At 71.4% G+C, this 17,324-nt stretch carries 16 protein-coding genes; 6 read left to right on the top strand and 10 right to left on the bottom strand.

Going from position 1 to position 17,324, the window contains the following annotated elements; translation table 11 throughout:
• Positions 1–15: 15 nt before the first annotated feature.
• Positions 16–627: a TetR/AcrR family transcriptional regulator gene (locus IE263_RS25950; RefSeq protein ID WP_189940198.1), complete on the top strand. Its 612-nt coding sequence runs from the start codon at positions 16–18 to the stop codon at positions 625–627.
• Between the two features lie 8 nt (positions 628–635).
• Here the strand turns inward: IE263_RS25950 and IE263_RS25945 are convergent, their stop codons facing one another.
• Together IE263_RS25945 and IE263_RS25940 are read right to left on the bottom strand one after the other, a co-directional pair.
• Positions 636–1,025 (bottom strand): RidA family protein, encoded by a 390-nt coding sequence (locus IE263_RS25945; RefSeq protein ID WP_189940197.1) that lies wholly within the window; start codon positions 1,023–1,025, stop codon positions 636–638.
• 11 nt (positions 1,026–1,036) lie between these two features.
• Entirely contained in the window at positions 1,037–1,861 is an 825-nt protein-coding gene (locus IE263_RS25940) for an NAD(P)-dependent oxidoreductase (RefSeq protein ID WP_189940196.1), read from the bottom strand.
• 49 nt (positions 1,862–1,910) lie between these two features.
• On the opposite strand from IE263_RS25940, the gene IE263_RS25935 reads away from it, so the two are divergent.
• Complete coding sequence (locus IE263_RS25935; RefSeq protein WP_189940195.1) at positions 1,911–2,864, top strand: LysR family transcriptional regulator; 954 nt, start codon at positions 1,911–1,913, stop codon at positions 2,862–2,864.
• Between the two features lie 73 nt (positions 2,865–2,937).
• The gene (locus tag IE263_RS25930; RefSeq protein ID WP_189940194.1) at positions 2,938–4,227 is read left to right on the top strand and encodes a pyroglutamyl-peptidase I; all 1,290 of its coding nucleotides are present in this window, start codon (positions 2,938–2,940) and stop codon (positions 4,225–4,227) included.
• Between the two features lie 9 nt (positions 4,228–4,236).
• Here IE263_RS25930 and IE263_RS25925 read toward each other — a convergent pair whose 3' ends face one another.
• Complete coding sequence (locus IE263_RS25925) at positions 4,237–5,040, bottom strand: EI24 domain-containing protein (RefSeq protein ID WP_189940193.1); 804 nt, start codon at positions 5,038–5,040, stop codon at positions 4,237–4,239.
• A 65-nt stretch (positions 5,041–5,105) separates the two neighbouring features.
• Positions 5,106–5,558 (bottom strand): MarR family winged helix-turn-helix transcriptional regulator, encoded by a 453-nt coding sequence (locus IE263_RS25920; RefSeq protein WP_189940192.1) that lies wholly within the window; start codon positions 5,556–5,558, stop codon positions 5,106–5,108.
• A gap of 112 nt (positions 5,559–5,670) precedes the next feature.
• On the opposite strand from IE263_RS25920, the gene IE263_RS25915 reads away from it, so the two are divergent.
• Complete coding sequence (locus IE263_RS25915; protein ID WP_189940191.1) at positions 5,671–6,693, top strand: NADP-dependent oxidoreductase; 1,023 nt, start codon at positions 5,671–5,673, stop codon at positions 6,691–6,693.
• A gap of 112 nt (positions 6,694–6,805) precedes the next feature.
• On the opposite strand, the gene IE263_RS25910 is transcribed toward IE263_RS25915, so the two are convergent.
• Positions 6,806–7,957, bottom strand: coding sequence for a serine hydrolase domain-containing protein (locus IE263_RS25910; protein WP_189940190.1), 1,152 nt, complete (start codon positions 7,955–7,957; stop codon positions 6,806–6,808).
• A complete protein-coding gene (locus tag IE263_RS25905; protein ID WP_189940189.1) occupies positions 7,954–10,536 on the bottom strand; it encodes a M14 family zinc carboxypeptidase in 2,583 nt (860 codons plus the stop codon). Before IE263_RS25905 ends, IE263_RS25910 begins: the two co-directional genes overlap by 4 nt.
• Positions 10,537–10,734: 198 nt before the next feature.
• Between IE263_RS25905 and IE263_RS25900 the strand changes: the two genes are divergently transcribed.
• Entirely contained in the window at positions 10,735–11,583 is an 849-nt protein-coding gene (locus IE263_RS25900) for a hypothetical protein (RefSeq protein WP_189940188.1), read from the top strand.
• A 145-nt stretch (positions 11,584–11,728) separates the two neighbouring features.
• The gene (locus tag IE263_RS25895; RefSeq protein ID WP_189940187.1) at positions 11,729–12,487 is read left to right on the top strand and encodes a hypothetical protein; all 759 of its coding nucleotides are present in this window, start codon (positions 11,729–11,731) and stop codon (positions 12,485–12,487) included.
• A gap of 3 nt (positions 12,488–12,490) precedes the next feature.
• Here IE263_RS25895 and IE263_RS25890 read toward each other — a convergent pair whose 3' ends face one another.
• From IE263_RS25890 to IE263_RS25875, 4 genes are all read right to left on the bottom strand, one after another.
• Positions 12,491–13,414, bottom strand: a complete 924-nt coding sequence (locus IE263_RS25890) for an immunity 49 family protein (RefSeq protein ID WP_229911163.1) — start codon at positions 13,412–13,414, stop codon at positions 12,491–12,493.
• Positions 13,415–13,601: 187 nt separating this feature from the next.
• The gene (yjfF, locus tag IE263_RS25885; RefSeq protein WP_189940185.1) at positions 13,602–14,624 is read right to left on the bottom strand and encodes a galactofuranose ABC transporter, permease protein YjfF; all 1,023 of its coding nucleotides are present in this window, start codon (positions 14,622–14,624) and stop codon (positions 13,602–13,604) included.
• Positions 14,624–15,733, bottom strand: coding sequence for an ABC transporter permease (locus IE263_RS25880; protein ID WP_189940407.1), 1,110 nt, complete (start codon positions 15,731–15,733; stop codon positions 14,624–14,626). The genes yjfF and IE263_RS25880 overlap by 1 nt, the downstream gene beginning before the upstream one ends.
• A gap of 11 nt (positions 15,734–15,744) precedes the next feature.
• Positions 15,745–17,283, bottom strand: a complete 1,539-nt coding sequence (locus IE263_RS25875; RefSeq protein ID WP_189940184.1) for a sugar ABC transporter ATP-binding protein — start codon at positions 17,281–17,283, stop codon at positions 15,745–15,747.
• Between the last annotated feature and the right edge of the window lie 41 nt (positions 17,284–17,324).

Below are 17,324 nucleotides of genomic sequence, written 5' to 3'. Positions count from 1 at the left end.
ATTCACGGTCCGGCGATGTCGTACCGTGGCGCCATGAATGCCAGGGTCAGGAGCGAGGAGCGGCGCGCCGAGATCGTGCGGGCGGCTCTGGAGGTGATCGCCGAGCGCGGCTACCGTGGGGCGAGCCTGGCCGCGGTGGCCGAGCGGGTCGGGCTGACCCAGCAGGGGCTGCTGCACTACTTCCCGACGAAGGACGCGCTGCTGGTCGCCGTGCTGGAGGAGCGGGACCAGTGGGACGCGGTGCCGGACACCCGGTGGCGGGTCGACCTGCTCGCCTCGCTGGTCGAGTACAACGCGATGCGGCCCGGGATAATCCAGACCTTCTCCGCGCTGCTCGGCGAGAGCGTCACCGAGGGGCATCCGGCGCGGCAGTACTTCACCGAGCGGTACACGCAGGTGCGGGCGAGCATGGCGGCGGTGCTGCGCACCGAGTACGGGGAGCGGCTGCCGAACGGCCTCACGCCGGAGCGGACCGCTCCCCTGCTGGTGGCGGTGATGGACGGGCTGCAGTACCAGTGGCTGCTGGACCCGCAGTCGGTGGACATGCCCGGCGCGTTCCGGGACTTCCTGCGGCTGCTGGGCGAGGACCCGCACCGCGAGGACCCGGACCGCGAGGACCCGGACTGACGGTCGCGTCACCCGGCGGCGGGCACCGCGGCCACCACCTCGACCTCCACCTGCGCCTCCGGCCGGAACAGCTTGGGCACCTCGAAGGTCATGCTGGTGGGCGGGGTGCCGGTGAGGAACTTCCGGCGTACGGCGCCGTACTCGTCGAGCTTCGAGATGTCCGTCAGGTACGTGCGGATGTTGATGACGTCGGCCAGGGTCGCGCCGTGGGCACGCAGCAGGGCGTCGATGGTCTCGAAGACACCCTGGGTCTGCTCGGCGAGGGTGGCGCCCTCGGCGATCTGGCCGGAGAGGAACAACAGGGCGCTGCCGTCGGCGTGCTGGACGCGGGCGACCTGGGAGTAGTAGGGGCTGAGGGGCTGGGGGGCGGTGGCGGGGTTGCCGAGGGTGATGTGCATGCGGTGGCTCCTCAGACGGTACGCAGGTGGGTGACGGTGGCGGACAGGTCGGCGTGGGCGAGGGCGGGGGTCGCGGCGATGGCCCGGCGGTAGTGCTCCGACGCGGCTTCCAGGGCGGGCAGTTCGGCGGCCTCGGTCGCCAGGTCCAGGTCCTTGACGGCGAGCGCGGTGCCGAAGTGCACGTCCTCGGCGAAGGCGCGGGACACGGCACCGGCGAGGGCACCGCGGGCGAGGGCGGTGCGTGCGGTGGTGTCGTCGAGGCCGAGGGCGTCGGCGAGGCGGAGCACCTCCGCGACGAGGGCGACCGCACCGATCGCGGCCGCGTTGAGAACGAGCTTGAGCGCGGCCGCCGAACCGGGCGGGCCGGTGCGGGTGACCGTGCCGAGGCGAGCGAGGACGTCCGCGACGCCGTCCACGCCGTCACCGCCCGCGAGAATGCCCAGGGCTCCGGCCGCGGCCTTGTCGGTGCTCCCCATGACGGGCGCGTCGACGAGGGTGACGCCGTCGGGCAGGCGGGCGTCGAGCCGGCGCACGGCGTCGGGTCCGACGGTCGACATCTCGATCCAGTACGTCCCCGGGCGCAGTGCCGGTACGGCGGCCGCCGCGACCGCGTCGAGGGCGTCCGGGCCGGCGAGCATCGTCACGACCACGTCGGCGTCCCGCACGGCTCCGGCCGGGTCCTCGGCGAGCACGGCGCCCTCGGCGACCACGGGCTCGGCCTTGGCGGGGGTGCGGTTCCAGACGGTCAACGGATGCCGGGAAGCCAGCAGTCGACGGGCCATCGGCGTACCCATGTGACCGAGCCCCAGGAAGGCGATCTTCTCCAGTTGCTCCATGGCGTCGACGCTAGGCGCGCCGCAGGGATGCGACAAGCGAATGTCTAGCATGGCTGCCATGCCGAACACGCATCAACAGCCTCCCGACGCCGACCTCTCCACCGTCTGGCTGCGGGCGTTCCTGGAGGTCTCCCGGTACGGCTCGTTCACGGTCGCCGCGCGGGCGTTGGGCTGGACCCAGTCCGCGGTGTCCCGTCAGATCTCCTCCCTGGAGGCCGAGTTGGGCGGAGCCCCGCTCTTCGACCGGCTGCCGCGCGGGGTGCGGCTGACGGAGGCCGGGCGGGTGCTGGTGCCGTACGCGGAGTCCGTCGTGGAGGCGTTGCGGGGCGCCGGGCGGGAGCTGGCCGCACTGCGGGAGGGAACCGGCGGGCGGCTGCGGTTCGGGGCGTTCGCCACGGCCGACGCGGCGCTGGTGCCGCACGCCCTGGCCGCGTTCCACGCCCGCAGCCCCGGCGTCCGCGTCACCCGCGAGGAGGGCTTCACACCGGCCCTGCTGGAGCGGCTGACGGCCGGCCACCTCGACCTGGCGGTCGTGTCGACGACGGGGCACGCCCCCTTGGAGGCGTACACCCTGCACCACCTCCTCGACGAGTCCCTGTACGTCGCCGTCCCGGCCGCCCATCCCCTGGCCGGCCACCCCGGTCCCGTCCGGCTCGGCCGGCTCGCCGACGCGGAATGGATCTCCGGCGGCACGCGTCCCGAGGGCACCCTGCTCGACGCGGCCCTGCGCGCGGGTTTCCGGCCGCGCGTCGCCCATGTCGTCGGCGAGTGGACGGCCAAGCAGGGGTACGTGGCCGCGGGTCTCGGCGTGGCCCTGGTCCCGGCGCTCGCCGCCACCGCCGTACGGCCGGACGTCGCCCTGCTGCCGGTCCTCGACGACGGCGCGCCGGCGCGTGCGGTGTACGCGGCGACCGTGCGGGGGCGGGCGCTCACGCGGGCGGAGGAGGGTTTCGTCGCCGCCCTCCGGGAGGCCGCATCTGCGGTCCCACGCCCCATGGCGTAGACCACACCTGTCACGCGATACTTCCGCCGTCCCGCACCACGCGCCCCACAGCGACGGAAGGACCTGAATTCCCGTGCATTCCATACGAGTTCGCGTCGGCGTCCTCGGCATGGCCCTGGCGGCCTGCCTCTCGGCCCCCTCGGCCGCGACCGCGGCCGGCACGGCATCCGCACCCACCGTCGAGGAGCAGCGGCTCGACCGGGCGGTCCCGCGGGAGATCCTCGCGGCCTCCGGATTCGACACGGTGGCCCCGCGGTTCGCGCGGCTGCTCGCCTCCGCGGACTCCTACGCGCAGGCGCACCGCGTCGCCGCGCGCGAGGGCGCGGCGCTGTGGCGGCGGGCCGTGGACCGGGCGCAGGGGCGGGGTCCGGCCGGCGGGGAGCTCAGCCGGGACGACGACCGGCCGTTGTACTGGGCGCGGCTGGGCATGACACGTGAAGTGCGCACCTGGGAACCGGAGTTCACGCTGAGTGACGCTCAACGGACCGCGCTGCTGGACGTGCTGGAGCGCACCTCACGCGGGCAGACCGACATCCTCCCCCACTCTCGGCTTCGCTCGAGCGGGGGAACCCCCGTCCCGCACGCCGACAAGGGGCTGAAGCGCGTCCTGGTCACCGGCTTCGACCCGTTCACCCTGGACCGCGACATCCGCATCTCCAACCCGTCCGGGGCGACCGCGCTCGCCCTCGACGGCACCGTGATCCAGACCCCGGAGGGCCCGGCCCGCGTGGAGACGGCGGTGTTCCCGGTGCGCTGGCGGGACTTCGCGGAGGGCACGGTCGAGCGGACCCTGCGCCCCTACCTGAGGCACGTGGACCTCTTCGCGACCGTGAGCCAGGGACGCGTCGGCCGCTTCGACGTCGAGCGGACCAACGGGGCGTGGAGGGGCGGCTTCCCGGACAACGACAACGCGAGCAGGACCGAGACGATCCCGGTCGCCGACCCTGCCACGCAGCCGCAGTGGACGACCACGACCCTGCCGTACCAGGAGATCGTGGCGGCGGACACCGGCCGCTTCCCGGTCTACGACAACACGAGCGTGACCGAGATCCCGGCGGGCGGGACCGAGTCCGTCGTACGGCCGGACGGGCCCACCCCCGGCTCGACCGCGCGGGCCGGGGGCGGCGGGAACTACCTCTCCAACGAGATCGCCTATCGCGCCACCCTCCTGCGCGACCGGCTCGGCCTGCACGACGTGCTGCCGGGCGGGCATGTCCACACGCCGGTGCTGCAGTTCGGCGCGGGGAACACCGATCCGGCGACGGGGACGGTGACCGATCCGGAGTTCGTGCGGAACCGGCTGGACATCATCGCCCAGGTGCGGGCGATCGTGACGGTGGCGGTCGGTGAGGCCGTGAGCTGACCGTTCCGGTCACCAGGGCCGCGCAGTGGCGTCCCGCTCCTCCTCCTCGCGCTCGCCGTCCCCCGCGCTCTCCTCCCCCAGCAGCTCCCGCGCCATGAGGGTCGCGCCCGCGACCGCCCCCGGCATCAGGAACACCGCGACGAAGGGCACCAGGAAGGCCAGGCCGAGGGGGGTTCCGAAGCCCCAGACCAGGGTCTTGCGGGCGCGCAGGAGGGTGAGGCGGGTGCGGAGGTCGACGTTTCTGCGCTGGAGGGCGACGGCGGTGAGTTCCTCGGTGAGGAAGAAGCCGGTGACGAAGAAGCCGATCACCGGGACGACCGTCTGCCCGAGGAACGGGACGAACCCGAGGGCGAACAGCAGCACGCCCCACAGCAGGGCGCGGACCACGATGCGGAGGCTGTCGCGGGCCGAGATCCACAGCTCGCGCCAGAGCGGCAGCCCCGACTCGGGGGCCGTGCCGTCGGGCGAGACGTCACGGTCGACCTTCTCGGAGAGGTTCTCGTAGAAGGGCTGCCCGATGAGCAGGGTGACCGCGGTGAAGGTGACGACGGACAGGAGCAGGCCGAGGGCGAACAGCACGACCGTGAGGAACCCGCGGAACAGGCCGCCCCACGGGCTCGACCAGTCGTCGGCGAACGGCGTGGACCACGCGACGAAGTCCCCGCCCCACACCGCGAGCGCGACCAGCGCGCCCACGTAGAGCACGAGCGTGATCAACCCCGGCACCAGTCCGAACCCGTACTGCCTGCCGTGCCGGGCCACCCACCGCTGGCCCTCCATGAGGTACTTGAAACCCGCCCCGAGATCGTGCATGGGGGGAACTCTATCGGGAGCCGTGTCTCCGGGCATGAGCATGCCTGCCGGGTGGCTCCCAGCCGTCAGAGCCCCGCCGCGTCCGCCCCCAGCATCCTCCGCAGCAGTCCTCGCAACACCACCCGCTCCTCCTCCGCCAGCCCGGCCAGCGGCTCCCGGGCGAAGCGCAGCGACTCCCGCAGGCTCTTGGCCACCCGGCAGCCCTCCTCCGTGGCCGCCGCCAGTTTCACGCGGCGGTCGGCCGGGTCGGGGCGGCGTTCCACCAGGCCGCGGGACTCCAGGCGGTCCACGATGCCGGTCACGTTGGACGGCTCGCACTTCAGCTTGTTCGCCAGCTTCCGCATCGGCAGCGGTTCCAGGGAGAGCAGGCTGAGGAGGCGGGCCTGGGCGCCGGTGAGGGCGTGCTCGGCGGCGGCCTCCTCGTAGTCCTCGTAGAAGCGGGCCACGACCTCGCCGATCAGCTCGACGACTTCCATGGTCAGGGCGTCGGGGAGAGGGGTCTTGTGTGGGGTGGCCATGGTTTCAGGGTACCCGGTTACTTGACATCCTGAAATATTCAGGAGCATGGTTGTTTCAGGTACTGAAACATTCGCCCCTCCGCTCGAGCCGCAGCACGTAAGGAAAGGCCTCATGTCCGACACCCCCACGCTCCCCTCCGTCAGCCGTGAATGGCGTCTGCTCAGCCGCCCCGTCGGCTGGCCGAAGCCCGAGGACTTCGAGCTGGCCGAGGCGGAGATCCGGCAGCCCGGCCCCGGTCAGGTGCTCGTCCGCAACGAGTACCTCTCCGTCGACCCGTACATGCGCGGCCGGATGAGCGCCGCCAAGTCCTACGTCGCCCCCTTCGAGCTGGGCAAGGCCATGCAGGGCGGTGCCGTGGGCGAGGTCGTCGCCTCCGAGGCCGAGGGCTTCGCCCCGGGCGACCGCGTGCTGCACTTCGGCGGCTGGCGCGAGTACGCCACCTTCGACGCCCAGCAGGCCGTCAAGGTGGACCCCGAGGCCGCGCCCCTCTCGGCCTACCTCGGCGTCCTCGGCATGACCGGCCTCACCGCCTACGCCGGCCTGCTGCGCACCGCCTCCTTCAAGGAGGGCGACTCGGTGTTCGTGTCCGGCGCGGCGGGTGCCGTCGGCAGCCAGGTCGGCCAGATCGCCAAGCTCAAGGGCGCCTCCCGCGTGATCGGCTCGGCCGGCTCCGACGAGAAGGTCAAGCTGCTGGTGGAGGAGTACGGCTTCGACGCCGCCTTCAACTACAAGAACGGCCCCGTGGGCGAGCAGCTCCACGCCGCCGCCCCCGACGGTGTCGACGTCTACTTCGACAACGTCGGCGGCGACCACCTGGAGGCCGCGATCGGCTCCCTCAACCAGGGCGGCCGTATCGCGGTCTGCGGCATGATCTCGGTCTACAACAACACCGAGCCCGCCCCCGGCCCGAAGAACCTCGCCCGCCTGATCCAGACCCGCGGCCGTATCGAGGGCTTCCTGGTCAGCGACCACTACGACCTCCAGCCGCAGTTCGTCCAGGAGGTCGGCCCCTGGGTCCGCTCCGGCGACCTGAAGTACCGCGAGACGGTCGTCGAGGGCATCGAGAACAACCTGGAGGCCTTCCTGGGCGTCCTGCGCGGCGACAACACCGGGAAGATGATCGTCAAGCTCTGACGGCCGGCCCCGGCCCCGGGAATCCCGGCGTGACGCTCGCCCGACAGCGTTCGTTGCGTACGACGAAGGCCGCACCCTTGGACGTGGGGTGCGGCCTTCGCCCGTACGGTGATCAGCTCGCCAGCGCCGCCTTGTGCACGGCCCTCACCAGCCGTACGTTCTCCGGCGCCGCACCGCCCGGGAAGGCGACGCGCCGGCGTGTGTACCCGTACGCCAGTCCGCTGCGCGGATCCGCGAAGGCCTGCGAACCGCCCGCGCCACTGTGCCCGAACGTCCCGGCACCCAGGAACGGGTACCACGTGTCGGCCACCGCCTGGAAGCCGAGCCCGAACGACTTGTGCGCCCGGGCCACCAGGTCGTACCCGGACGAATGGATCTGCCCGACCTCCGCGATGATGTCCGGCTTCAGCAGCGGTGGCCGCCCGTCCACCTCGCTGATCGCCGCCGCGTACATCCCCGCGAGCCCGCGCGCCGCCGCGACACCTCCCGCCGACGCCGGCCCCTTGGCGCGCACGGTGCGGGAGTTGGCGTGGTCCACCAGGTCCCCCGGCTCCGGCACATGCGTGTTGAAGGCGATCGAGGACAGACTGTGCGGCCCGGTCTGCGCCGAGTCGAGCACGGCCCGCTGCTCCTCCGTGGGCGCCATGGGCTGCACGGACCGGAAGCGGGGCTCCAGCGCCTCGGGCAGCCCCAGGAAGAAGTCCAACTCGTACGGCACCCGCACCCGCTCCTCGTACACCTCCTGGAGCGTACGGCCCGTGGCCCGCCGCACGATCTCGCCGGCGAGCGCGCCGATGACCAGTGCGTGGTAGCCGAACGCCGTACCCGGACGCCAGAACGGCTTCTGGTCCGCGAGTCGTTCGGCGATGACGCGATCGTCGGCCAGCTCGTCGTCGGTGAACCCGGCATCGAGCCCCACCAGCCCCGCCCGGTGGGCGAGCAGGTCGCGCAGGGTCAGGCATCCCTTGCCCTCGGAGCCGAACTCCGGCCAGTAGTACGTCACTTTGCGGTCCAGCTCGAGCGTGCCGTCCTGCACGAGGAGCGCGACCACGAGGTGGGCCGCACCCTTGGTGGACGAGAAGACGCCGTACAGGGACTCGGCGTCGTTGCCGTGCCCGGCCCACAGGTCGATGACCTTCCGGCCGTGCACGTACGCACACAGCTGCCCTTCGTAATCGGGTCGTTCCTCCGCCACGAACGCGGCGAACTCCTCCCGCACGGTCTCGAAACCGTCCGCGACGCTGCCGTGGATCTCCTGCGTCATCCGCTCTCCTCAACCAGACCGCTGCTTGTGTGTGCCATGGTGATCAGTGCCTGTGCGACCTGCGGGAACTGCCCCTTCGGATGGTCCCGGAACAGAGGTTCCGTGCCGAACAGGACGGCATGCGGCCCGCTCACGACCGCGGCCTGCCCGGCGGCGGCCGCGGGACCGCCCGAGCCGTCGGCCAGGGCCCGCCAGTGGCCGGAGACGAGCGGGTTCCCGGCGGCGTACGACTGCTCGACGCGTACCCCGGGCCCGAGACCGGTGAACCACACCGGCGCGTAGACGAAGCCGTGGTCCGGGGCGCCGACCGTCACCGGACCCGAATTCACCACCCGCACCACGCCGTTGGCGTCCCCGTTGCCCTCGACTGCCGTCACGTCCAGCAGCCCGGCACCCGTGCCGAGCGCGGCCCCGGCGGCGCCCCGCCCGACCAGACCGTGCCCGGCGAGGAAGCCGTCGAGAGCGGCCCGCGCGGGTTCGGTCAGAGCGGCCCGGTTCAGCCCGGTCGACACGAACAGCACGTCCACCGACGACCAGTCGAAGCCGGCGTTGAGGACGGCCGTGGACACCGGCGTGACGTCGAAGTCCATCTCCCGCAGCGCGAACAGCTCACCGGGGGTGACGGCGGCGGCGACACGGACGCGGTGCAGCGGGGTGGTGCCGGAGAGGGCCGTCGAAACGAAGGAGACGTCGTACCTGCGCGCCGCTTCGGTCGCCTGCCTGCGCGCCGACGCGGGGACGACGGCGCTCCCGTCGCTGGCCCGGCGTACCTGAACCCCCTGCCGGAGAAGGGAGTTCAGGGCCGCGACCGCGTTCGGGTCGTCCAGCCGCAGCCGCAGATTGCCCCGCGGGGCGACCGAGCCGGCCGAAGCGGCCTCGGTCACGGGCCGGAGCGGCACCCCCACCAGGGAGCCGCCCCGCACGGCCACCACCTCCGCGCCCCACAACCGGCCCAGGCTCCAGCCCGAGATGTCGTACATCACCGACACCTTCTCGCTGATGTCCCTGCCGTCGGCGAGCAGCACGTTCGCCAGCCCTCGCTTGGGCTGGCGCATGTCGACGACGTACGAGCCCTTCGGGTACGTGCGTCCGCCGAGCCGGAAGGCGTGAGAGGCGCGGGCGACCCGGACGTCGTTGGCGAGGAGGTGGTCGACGAGGCGGGCGGTGGACGTGGGGGCCGTCCCGGCGGGGAGGACGTAGGCGCGCGGGAAGGTGGTCGTGTAGACGTCCTCGGGCCCGATGCCCGGCACGCCCGGGACGGTCTTCGCCGACACCGGAACCTGCGCGGCCCCGGCGGCCCCGCGCCGGAACACCTCGATCTGGTCGGCGATGAGCGTGGACCGCTCGGCCCGGACGAAGTCGAGGGTGGCGCGCAGGGCGGCGCCGGCCACGTCCACGTTGATGGCGGAACGGCGCCGCAGCTCGCTCTCCGGCAGGCCGGTGTAGGCGGCGTTGTTCACCTGCAGCGGGATCTCGACGGTGTGCGCGGCGACCGTGCCGTGGAAGGCCGCGTACTGCGGGGTGAAGATCGGGGGCCAGTCGTCCCAGCCCTCCTCCTGGTCCCGGAAGGGGATCTGCGCGGGCTGCACGCCGTCCTTCGCGGGCGTGTAGCCGAGGCCGTTGACGGCGGTCTCCATGCGGAGGGCGTTGGCGTAGGTGTTCTTCAGGAAGAGGTCGTACTCGTAGTTCTCGCCGTGCGGCGGGGTCGTCGGCTCGATGAGGGTGCCGTTGACGTAGCCGTGGACGTCGAGCATGACGGCGGGCTGCTTGTCGATCTCGATCTGCCGCATCGCGCGCGCCTCGGGCTGCGAGGCGGTGACGAAGTCCCGGTTCAGGTCGAAGCCGCCCGCGTTGGCGCGGGTGCCGGCGATACGGCCGTCCGGGTTGGCGGTGATGTTGAAGTACAGGCGGGTGCGGGCGAGGAGGTCCTTGGTGCGCGCGTCGTCGGCGGTGGCGAGCTGCTCGATGAGCTTCAGGGAGGCGTCGGTGCCCTCCCACTCGTTGCCGTGGATGTTGTTGTTGAAGAAGACGGGGGTTTTGTAGCCGGCCTTGATGTCCTTCGACACGGCTGCCGCGGCGGGCGCGTTCTCGATGAGCTCGCGCATCCGCTCCTGGGCGCGGGTCTGGCGGGCGGTCTCCGGCGCGGTGACGGTGACGAGGTAGAGCCGGTGCCCGCCGGCCGAACGGCCCGTCACCTCGACGCTCACCCGGTTTCCGAGGGCCTGAAGGGCGTTCAGTTTCGGCGCGATGGCGTGGTACGGGGTGAGGCCCAGCTTGAGGGACTTGTCGGCGGGGTTCTCGGGGTCGGGGGCGAGGACCTGCTGCCGGGGATAGCCGCGGACGGCGTCGGCGGCGGAGAGGTCGGTGACGGGGGCGGTGAGGGCCTGACGAGCCGCGCTCACCGGGGCCTTGGCGGCACCTGTGTCGGGGCCGGAGCGCTGCTCCCGGGTGACGGGGCCGGGGTCGGGGTCGGGATCGGCGCCGGCGGGGTGGGGGGTGAGGAGCAGGGCGCCCGTCGCGCTGAGGGCGAGGGCGGTGATCAGCAAAGGTCTGGCAAAGGTGGTTCTCGTGGTGCGCACGCGTACCTCCTCTGGACTGCCGAGATCGTGGGAGCGGGATCGTGGGGCTGCTTCCGTGGACCGGTACGGCGAGGGTGACTTGTTCGACTCAACTGCAACAAGAGGGCGTTGGTGTCACCGATACTCCGGATGGCCTACGAGGGCCGCCGGAAGCGGGCATGCTGGGGGCACCGGGTGCGTGTGCCACGAGGAGAACCCATGGCGACGATTCCTTCGCTCCCCAGCAGGGACGACGTGCTGCGCATGGCCCGCAGCACGACCGACATCACCGGACAACTCCTGGACACGGCGGGCAACATCACCAGAATCGCCATCAACACCCTCGACCCACGGGACGGTTCGGGCGCCGAGGCGCTGAGGGTGCTGCGGCGGACCACGGCCGACCTGGCCGAGGCCAGCGCCTCCCCGCAGGCGCAGGAGGCCTTCTACCGCATGGTCGAGACCCTCACCCGCCTCGGCGCCGGCGGGACACCCGTGAGCGAGCCGGCCCAGGCACTGCTGACGGTGCTCGGCGAGAACCTGCTTCCGGTGCTGGACGCCGTCGAACCGGCCGTCGAGGAGTTCGCGGCGGTACTGGGCGAACTGGTCGAGGCCACGTCCCCGCTCCTGCCCGCGGGCGCCGGCCTCGCGGCGGGGCTGGCGCTCGCCCTCGTGCCGGTGCTGCGCGCGGCGGCGGAAGTCCTACGGGACTCGGCCCCGGAACTGCACCGCGTCGCGGACGCGGTGACGACGACCGTGACCCCGCTCATCCCCTTGCAGGCGGCCCTCGCCGAACGAGCCGCGGCCGCGGGCGCGGACCTCGCCCGGGCCACTCTCCCCGCCCTGGCCGACCTGACGGAGGCGGCGGCCACCTCGGCGAAGGCGGTACGGCCGGTCCTGGTGGCCGGTGAGGAGCTGCTGGTCGCCGGCCTGGAGCAACTCCAGCCGGCCCTGCTGGCGGGCGCCGCCCACGCGGGACGCGTGGCACGGGCGACGGCGGTACGGGTGTCGGCGGTGGTGTCGCCGAGCGGGGAGCGGGGGGTGGTGGTGGCGGTGGCGGCGGGGTGATCAGGAGAGTGGGGGGCACTCCGGGGTTCGCCGGGTTGATCAGAAGGGTGGGATGTCGCTCCGGGGGTCGCCGGGGCGATCAGCAACGTCCACGACTGCGGATCATAGGTGCGCGTCGCAGTGCCTGGGCATCTAGGCTCACGGGATGACGAGTCCAGGCTTCGGTGTGCGGCTGGGACGGCTGATGGACCATCGGGAGCTGGACGTCGGACCGCTCTCCCGGCAGGCCGAGGCCGAGGAGTCCGAGCTGTGGGCGGTGCTCAGGGGTGCGGCTCCTGACCCGGTGCTGCTGCGGAAGCTCGCGCCCGCGCTCGGTTGGCGCACCGCCGATCTCTTCGCGGTTGCCGGAATCCCGGTCCCGGAGGAACTCGCGCCGTTGGACGCGACGGCCGGGCGGCTGGTCCCCCAACTTGTGCGGCACGCCGTGGCGCTGCCTCAGGAGCGCAGGGGCGCTTTGCTTCGCCATGTCCGGTCGTTGCCGCAGGAGAACCGCACGATGCCCGTGCGGGCTCCACGACCGCATGAGCAGTACCGGCCCGGCTTCGGAGCCGCGCTCCTTCACATGCTGGCCAACCGGAACCTGGACTGGACGGGCTCCGCCAGGGTGCTGTGCCTGGTGTCGGGCCTGTACGTGAGCGCTGCCACGATCGGTGGGGTGGGGCACGGCAGGGTGGAGCTGACCCGTGACCTGCTGGCCGACTTCGCGGTGGTGCTGGGCATCCCTGTGGGCGACCTGACCGCCCTGGCCGGCCCTGTCGGCGAAACCGATGTCCTGCTGGGCGAGAGGCTCCGACGGCAGCACTCGGCAGGGCCCGACGTGGCCGAACTGATCGTGGAGCTCGCACGCCTGAGCTGTGAACAGATTCGCCAGATCGGTGTCGAGGCGGGTGCCGAGGTGCGCTGACTCTCAGACGTCGGGAGCCGCGTACTGCTGCGGCACCCGCAGCACCGCCTCCGGCAGATACCGCGAGCGGACGCCCGGCTGCCAACCGTGTGCCAGGGAGGCCAGGGCGGCGAGGGTGAGGGGGCCCAGGGGCAGCAGGCTCCTGGGGTGGGCGTCGGGTCCCGCGTTTTCGCGGTGCTCGGCGAGACGGTCAGCCAGGGCCTCCTCGAAGGACTCCTGGTCGTCGTCGAGCAGGACGCGCAGCAGTCGCTGGTCCGGCGTCGACGCACCGGCCTCGTCCAGTCGTCGCGCCGCCCGCTCACGCTCCTCGGGCTCGGGCTTGCGCAGGGGGACGGGGCCGGGTACCGCGCCGGGCCGGGGTCCGGTCATGACGTTCAGGTAGTCGCACAGCGCGTCCATCTCGGCGAGGTCGGCCGGATCCGACGTCGACTCATACCGCGAGTAGGGCACTCCGTTACGGATCGCGGGCGCGTAGTCGACCTGGAGCAGGGGGCCGATCACACGGCTCCGCTCCCAGATCACGCCGCTGATGACGCTCAGGGCGAACGCGTCCAGCCAGGTCCGGGCCGTGGCCGCCCGGTGTGCCGGGTCCTGGGATTCGTCGAAGGAGACGCTTTCGCTGCTGAGCGTCTCGTCGATGAGGGGCAGCGGGATCTCGAAGTCGCCGTCGGGGAACGCGCCGAGGCTCAGCTCCCCCAGCGCGCACTCCGCCGCGGTGATCAGCACCGTGAGCGGAGGGTGCATGCCGTGCAGGGGGTCGTCCAGGGTGCGGGCGGCTACGTGGTCGAGGAGTTCGTCGCGAAGTTCCCGCAGGCCCCTCAGGTGCAGACTGTCGTGGCGCAGAGGGTGCCAGCGGTGGACTGTCCGCACCCAGATGCTCTGCAGCGCCTGCTCGATCCGTCCCTCATCGACCTGGTGACATGTCACCTTCCGCACGGCAACCGCCCTCCCCCGTGATCTCTTCGATCGGCCGCGGCACGGTACCAGCGTCGTTCACGCGCTTCCTCACCCGCCCCCGAGAGCCCCTCCTGCGTGAACCAGTGCAGCGACCAGTGGTCCGGCGCACGGGATGTACGTGCGCCGGACCACTTCGGACAGGAACGTCCCCGTCGGCTCAGGTCTTCTTGCGGGTCGTCATGAAGCGCTGGATCAGGATGAACGCGCACAGCAGCACACCGGTGGCGATCTTCGTCCACCAGGAGCTGAGCGTGCCCTCGAACTGGATGATGCTCTTGATCAGGCCCAGCACCAGCACACCGAACAGGGTTCCCAGCACATACCCGGAGCCGCCCGTCAGCAGCGTGCCGCCGATGACGACCGCGGCGATCGCGTCCAGTTCCATACCGGTCGCGTGCAGCGGATCACCGGACTGGATGTACAGGGTGAAGAGCAGTCCGGCCAGCGCCGAGCAGAACCCGCTCACCGTGTACACGGCGATCTTCGTGCCGCCCTGCGGGAGACCCATCAGCAGGGCCGACTGCTCGTTGCCGCCGATGGCGTACACCCGGCGCCCGAAGCGGGTGTAGTGCAGGACGTAGAACGCCAGGGCGAGGACGACCAGCGCGACGATCGCGCCGATCGACAGGAATCCCACCCCCAGCGGCACCTGCGCCTGGGCCATGCTGCTCACCGAGGAGTCGCCGATGGAGATCGACTCCTTGCTGATGACCAGGCACAGGCCGCGGAAGAGGAAGAGGCCGGCGAGGGTCACGATGAAGGGCTGGATCTCGAAGTTGTGGATCACATAGCCCATCAGGAAGCCGCCGAAGGCGCCCACGGCCAGCGCCATGGGGATGACGACCACGATCGGCAGTCCCTGGCGTTCCACCAGCCAGGCCGTGAACATCGTCGTGAAGCCGATCACCGAGCCGACGGACAGGTCGATACCGCCGGACAGGATGACGAAGGTGACGCCGACGGCGGCGACCAGCAGATAGCCGTTGTCGATGAACAGGTTCAGGAAGACCTGCGGTTCGGCGAAGCCGTAGTACTGGTAGCGGCCCAGGCCCACGCCGTACATCACGAGGAAGAGCAGGGCCGTCGCCGCGACGGGCAGGCGCCGGTCACCGAGCAGACGCGCGGCCTTGGACGGGGTACGGCTGTCCGGGGCCGTGGGGCTTTGGGTGGTCGCGCTCATCACGACACCTCCATCTTGGGAGCGGCCTCGGTCGCGGGGGCGGTGTCCGCCGGAGCCGTGGCCGGCTTGGCGCTTCCCTTCGTGCCGGACCCGGCGCCGAACTTGGCACCGAAGACCTTGGCGCGGAACTTCGGGGACTGCAGCAGGCAGACGACGATGACGACGGCGGCCTTGAAGACCAGGTTGGTCTGGGTCGGCACGCCGATGGTGTAGATCGTGGTGGTCAGGGTCTGGATGACGAGGGCACCGACCACCGTGCCGCCGATGGAGAACCGGCCGCCCAGGAGTGAGGTGCCGCCGATCACCACGGCGAGGATCGCGTCGAGTTCGATCCACAGGCCGGCGTTGTTGCCGTCCGCGGCCGAGGTGTTGGAGCTGATCATCAGGCCCGCGATGCCCGCGCACAGCGCGCAGAACATGTAGACCATGATCTTGATGCGCATGGACCGGATGCCGACCAGTCGGCTGGCCTCGGCGTTGCCGCCGACCGACTCGACCAGCAGGCCGAGCGCCGTGCGGCGGGTCAGCACCACGGTGACGGCCACGACCGCGGCCACCACGAAGATGGAGAAGGGCAGGGTCAGCCAGTAGCCGCCGCCGATCAGCTTGTACGGCTCGCTGTTGATGGTGATGATCTGGCCGTCGGTGATCAGCTGGGCGACTCCGCGTCCGGCGACCATGATGATCAGCGTGGCGATGATCGGCTGGATGCCCATCCTGGCGACCAGGAAGCCGTTCCACAGACCGCAGACGACCGCGGCCAGCAGGCCGAGGCCCATGGCGAGCAGCACCCCGGACAGGGCGCTCTGGTCGGCCTGGTCGCTGATGTACGAACAGGCCAGGGCTCCGGTGATGGCGACCACGGCGCCGACGGAGAGGTCGATGCCGCCGGTGGCGATGACCAGGGTCATGCCGACCGCCACCAGGATGAGGGGCGAGCCGAACAGCACGATCGAGACGAGGCTGCCGTAGAGGTGGCCGTCCGTCATCTTGATCGAGAAGAAGTCGGGCGTGAAGGGGACGTTGACGAGCAGCAGGACGACCAGGACCGCGACCGGCCAGAACAGGTGGTGGTGCGTCAGTGCTCGCCATCGGGACGGTGTGGTCACTGAGGGGGTGCTCACTGGTGCTCTCCGCTCGCGATGGTCTCCATGATCCGGCTGGTGGTGATCTCCGGCCCGTTGGTGATCTGCGCCACCAGCCGGCGGTCGCGCAGCACTCCGATGGTGTGGCTGAGCCGGAGTACCTCCTCCAGCTCGGCCGCGATGTACAGCACGGACATGCCGTCCTCGGAGAGGGAGACCACGAGTTTCTGGATCTCCGCCTTGGCGCCGACGTCGATGCCGCGCGTCGGCTCGTCCAGGATCAGCAGCTTCGGCTGGGTGATCAGCCAGCGGGCGAGGAGCACCTTCTGCTGGTTGCCGCCGCTGAGCTGGCCGACGCGGGCCTCCGGGTTGGCGGGGCGGATGTCCAGCGCCTTGATGTACTTGGCGACGAGTTCGTCGCGCTGGGAGACCGGGATGGGCCGGGTCCAGCCGCGGGCCGCCTGGAGGGCGAGGATGATGTTCTCCCGCACCGTCAGGTCGGGGACCAGGCCTTCGGTCTTGCGGTTCTCCGAGCAGAACGCGACGCCGGCGCCGATGGCGTCGTTCGGGGCGCTCAACGAGACCTGCTTGCCGCCGATGGTCGCCTTGCCGCTGTCCGGCTGGTCGGCGCCGAACAGCAGCCGGGCCAGCTCGGTACGGCCCGAGCCGAGCAGACCGGCGAGTCCGAGCACCTCGCCCTTCTTGATCTCCAGGTCGAAGGGGGCGATGCCGCCGGTCCGGCCCAGTCCCTCGGCCTTGACCAGCGTCTCGCCGACGTCCGAGTGCAGCTGGTGGTCGTGGAGCTCCTCCAGCTGGTCCAGGGCCTTGCCGATCATCAGCTGGATCAGCCCGACCTGGTCGAGGTCGCCGACCATGTGCTCACCGACGAGAGTGCCGTTGCGCAGGACGGTCATCCGGTCGCAGATCTCGTAGATCTGGTCGAGGAAGTGCGAGACGAACAGGATCGCCACGCCCTCGTCCTTCAGCCGCCGCATCAGGCGGAACAGCTCCTGGACCTCGTCGCGGTCGAGGCTGGACGTCGGCTCGTCCAGGACCAGCACCTTGGTGCCCGATCCCTCGCCGTCGCTGTCGCCGGTGCCCACCGACCGCACGATCGCGACCAGCTGCTGCACGGCCAGCGGGTACGAGGACAGGGGCGCGGTGACGTCGATGTCGAGGCCGAGCCGGTCCACCAGCTCCGCCGCCTCCTTGCGCATCCGCTTCCACTGGATGCGGCCCATGCGGGTCGGTTCGCGCCCGATGAAGATGTTCTCCGCCACCGACAGGTTGGGGCAGAGGTTGACCTCCTGGTAGACCGTGCTGATGCCGGCGTGCTGCGCCTGCAGCGGGCTGCCGAACCGTACGGACCTGCCGTCGAGGGTGATGGTGCCGCCGTCCAGGGAGTAGACCCCCGTCAGCACCTTGATGAGGGTGGACTTCCCGGCACCGTTCTCGCCCATCAGGGCGTGGATCTCGCCGGGGAAAAGCCGGAAGTCGACGTCCGACAGAGCCCGTACCCCCGGAAACTCCTTGACTATGCCCGTCATCTCCAGGACGGGCCGCGGCTCTGCCATGGCAGCGCTCCTCATGGGATTGGTTCAGGCCCGCAGGGAGC

This window comes from Streptomyces aurantiogriseus, from assembly GCF_014649375.1.
In the GTDB taxonomy this organism is placed as follows: Bacteria; Actinomycetota; Actinomycetes; order Streptomycetales; family Streptomycetaceae; genus Streptomyces; species Streptomyces aurantiogriseus.
This window is presented reverse-complemented; position numbering and strand designations above follow the sequence as displayed.

What these genes read in the sequence shown, in the direction of transcription:
- IE263_RS25950 (WP_189940198.1), top strand. Translation starts at nt 16, where the DNA reads ATGTCGTACCGTGGCGCCATGAATGCCAGGGTCAGGAGCGAGGAGCGG.
- IE263_RS25900 (WP_189940188.1), top strand. Translation starts at nt 10,735, where the DNA reads ATGGCGACGATTCCTTCGCTCCCCAGCAGGGACGACGTGCTGCGCATG.
- IE263_RS25925 (WP_189940193.1), bottom strand. Translation starts at nt 5,040, where the DNA reads ATGCACGATCTCGGGGCGGGTTTCAAGTACCTCATGGAGGGCCAGCGG.
- IE263_RS25920 (WP_189940192.1), bottom strand. Translation starts at nt 5,558, where the DNA reads ATGGCCACCCCACACAAGACCCCTCTCCCCGACGCCCTGACCATGGAA.
- IE263_RS25895 (WP_189940187.1), top strand. Translation starts at nt 11,729, where the DNA reads ATGACGAGTCCAGGCTTCGGTGTGCGGCTGGGACGGCTGATGGACCAT.
- IE263_RS25915 (WP_189940191.1), top strand. Translation starts at nt 5,671, where the DNA reads ATGTCCGACACCCCCACGCTCCCCTCCGTCAGCCGTGAATGGCGTCTG.
- IE263_RS25935 (WP_189940195.1), top strand. Translation starts at nt 1,911, where the DNA reads ATGGCTGCCATGCCGAACACGCATCAACAGCCTCCCGACGCCGACCTC.
- yjfF (WP_189940185.1), bottom strand. Translation starts at nt 14,624, where the DNA reads ATGAGCGCGACCACCCAAAGCCCCACGGCCCCGGACAGCCGTACCCCG.
- IE263_RS25910 (WP_189940190.1), bottom strand. Translation starts at nt 7,957, where the DNA reads ATGACGCAGGAGATCCACGGCAGCGTCGCGGACGGTTTCGAGACCGTG.
- IE263_RS25940 (WP_189940196.1), bottom strand. Translation starts at nt 1,861, where the DNA reads ATGGAGCAACTGGAGAAGATCGCCTTCCTGGGGCTCGGTCACATGGGT.
- IE263_RS25875 (WP_189940184.1), bottom strand. Translation starts at nt 17,283, where the DNA reads ATGGCAGAGCCGCGGCCCGTCCTGGAGATGACGGGCATAGTCAAGGAG.
- IE263_RS25945 (WP_189940197.1), bottom strand. Translation starts at nt 1,025, where the DNA reads ATGCACATCACCCTCGGCAACCCCGCCACCGCCCCCCAGCCCCTCAGC.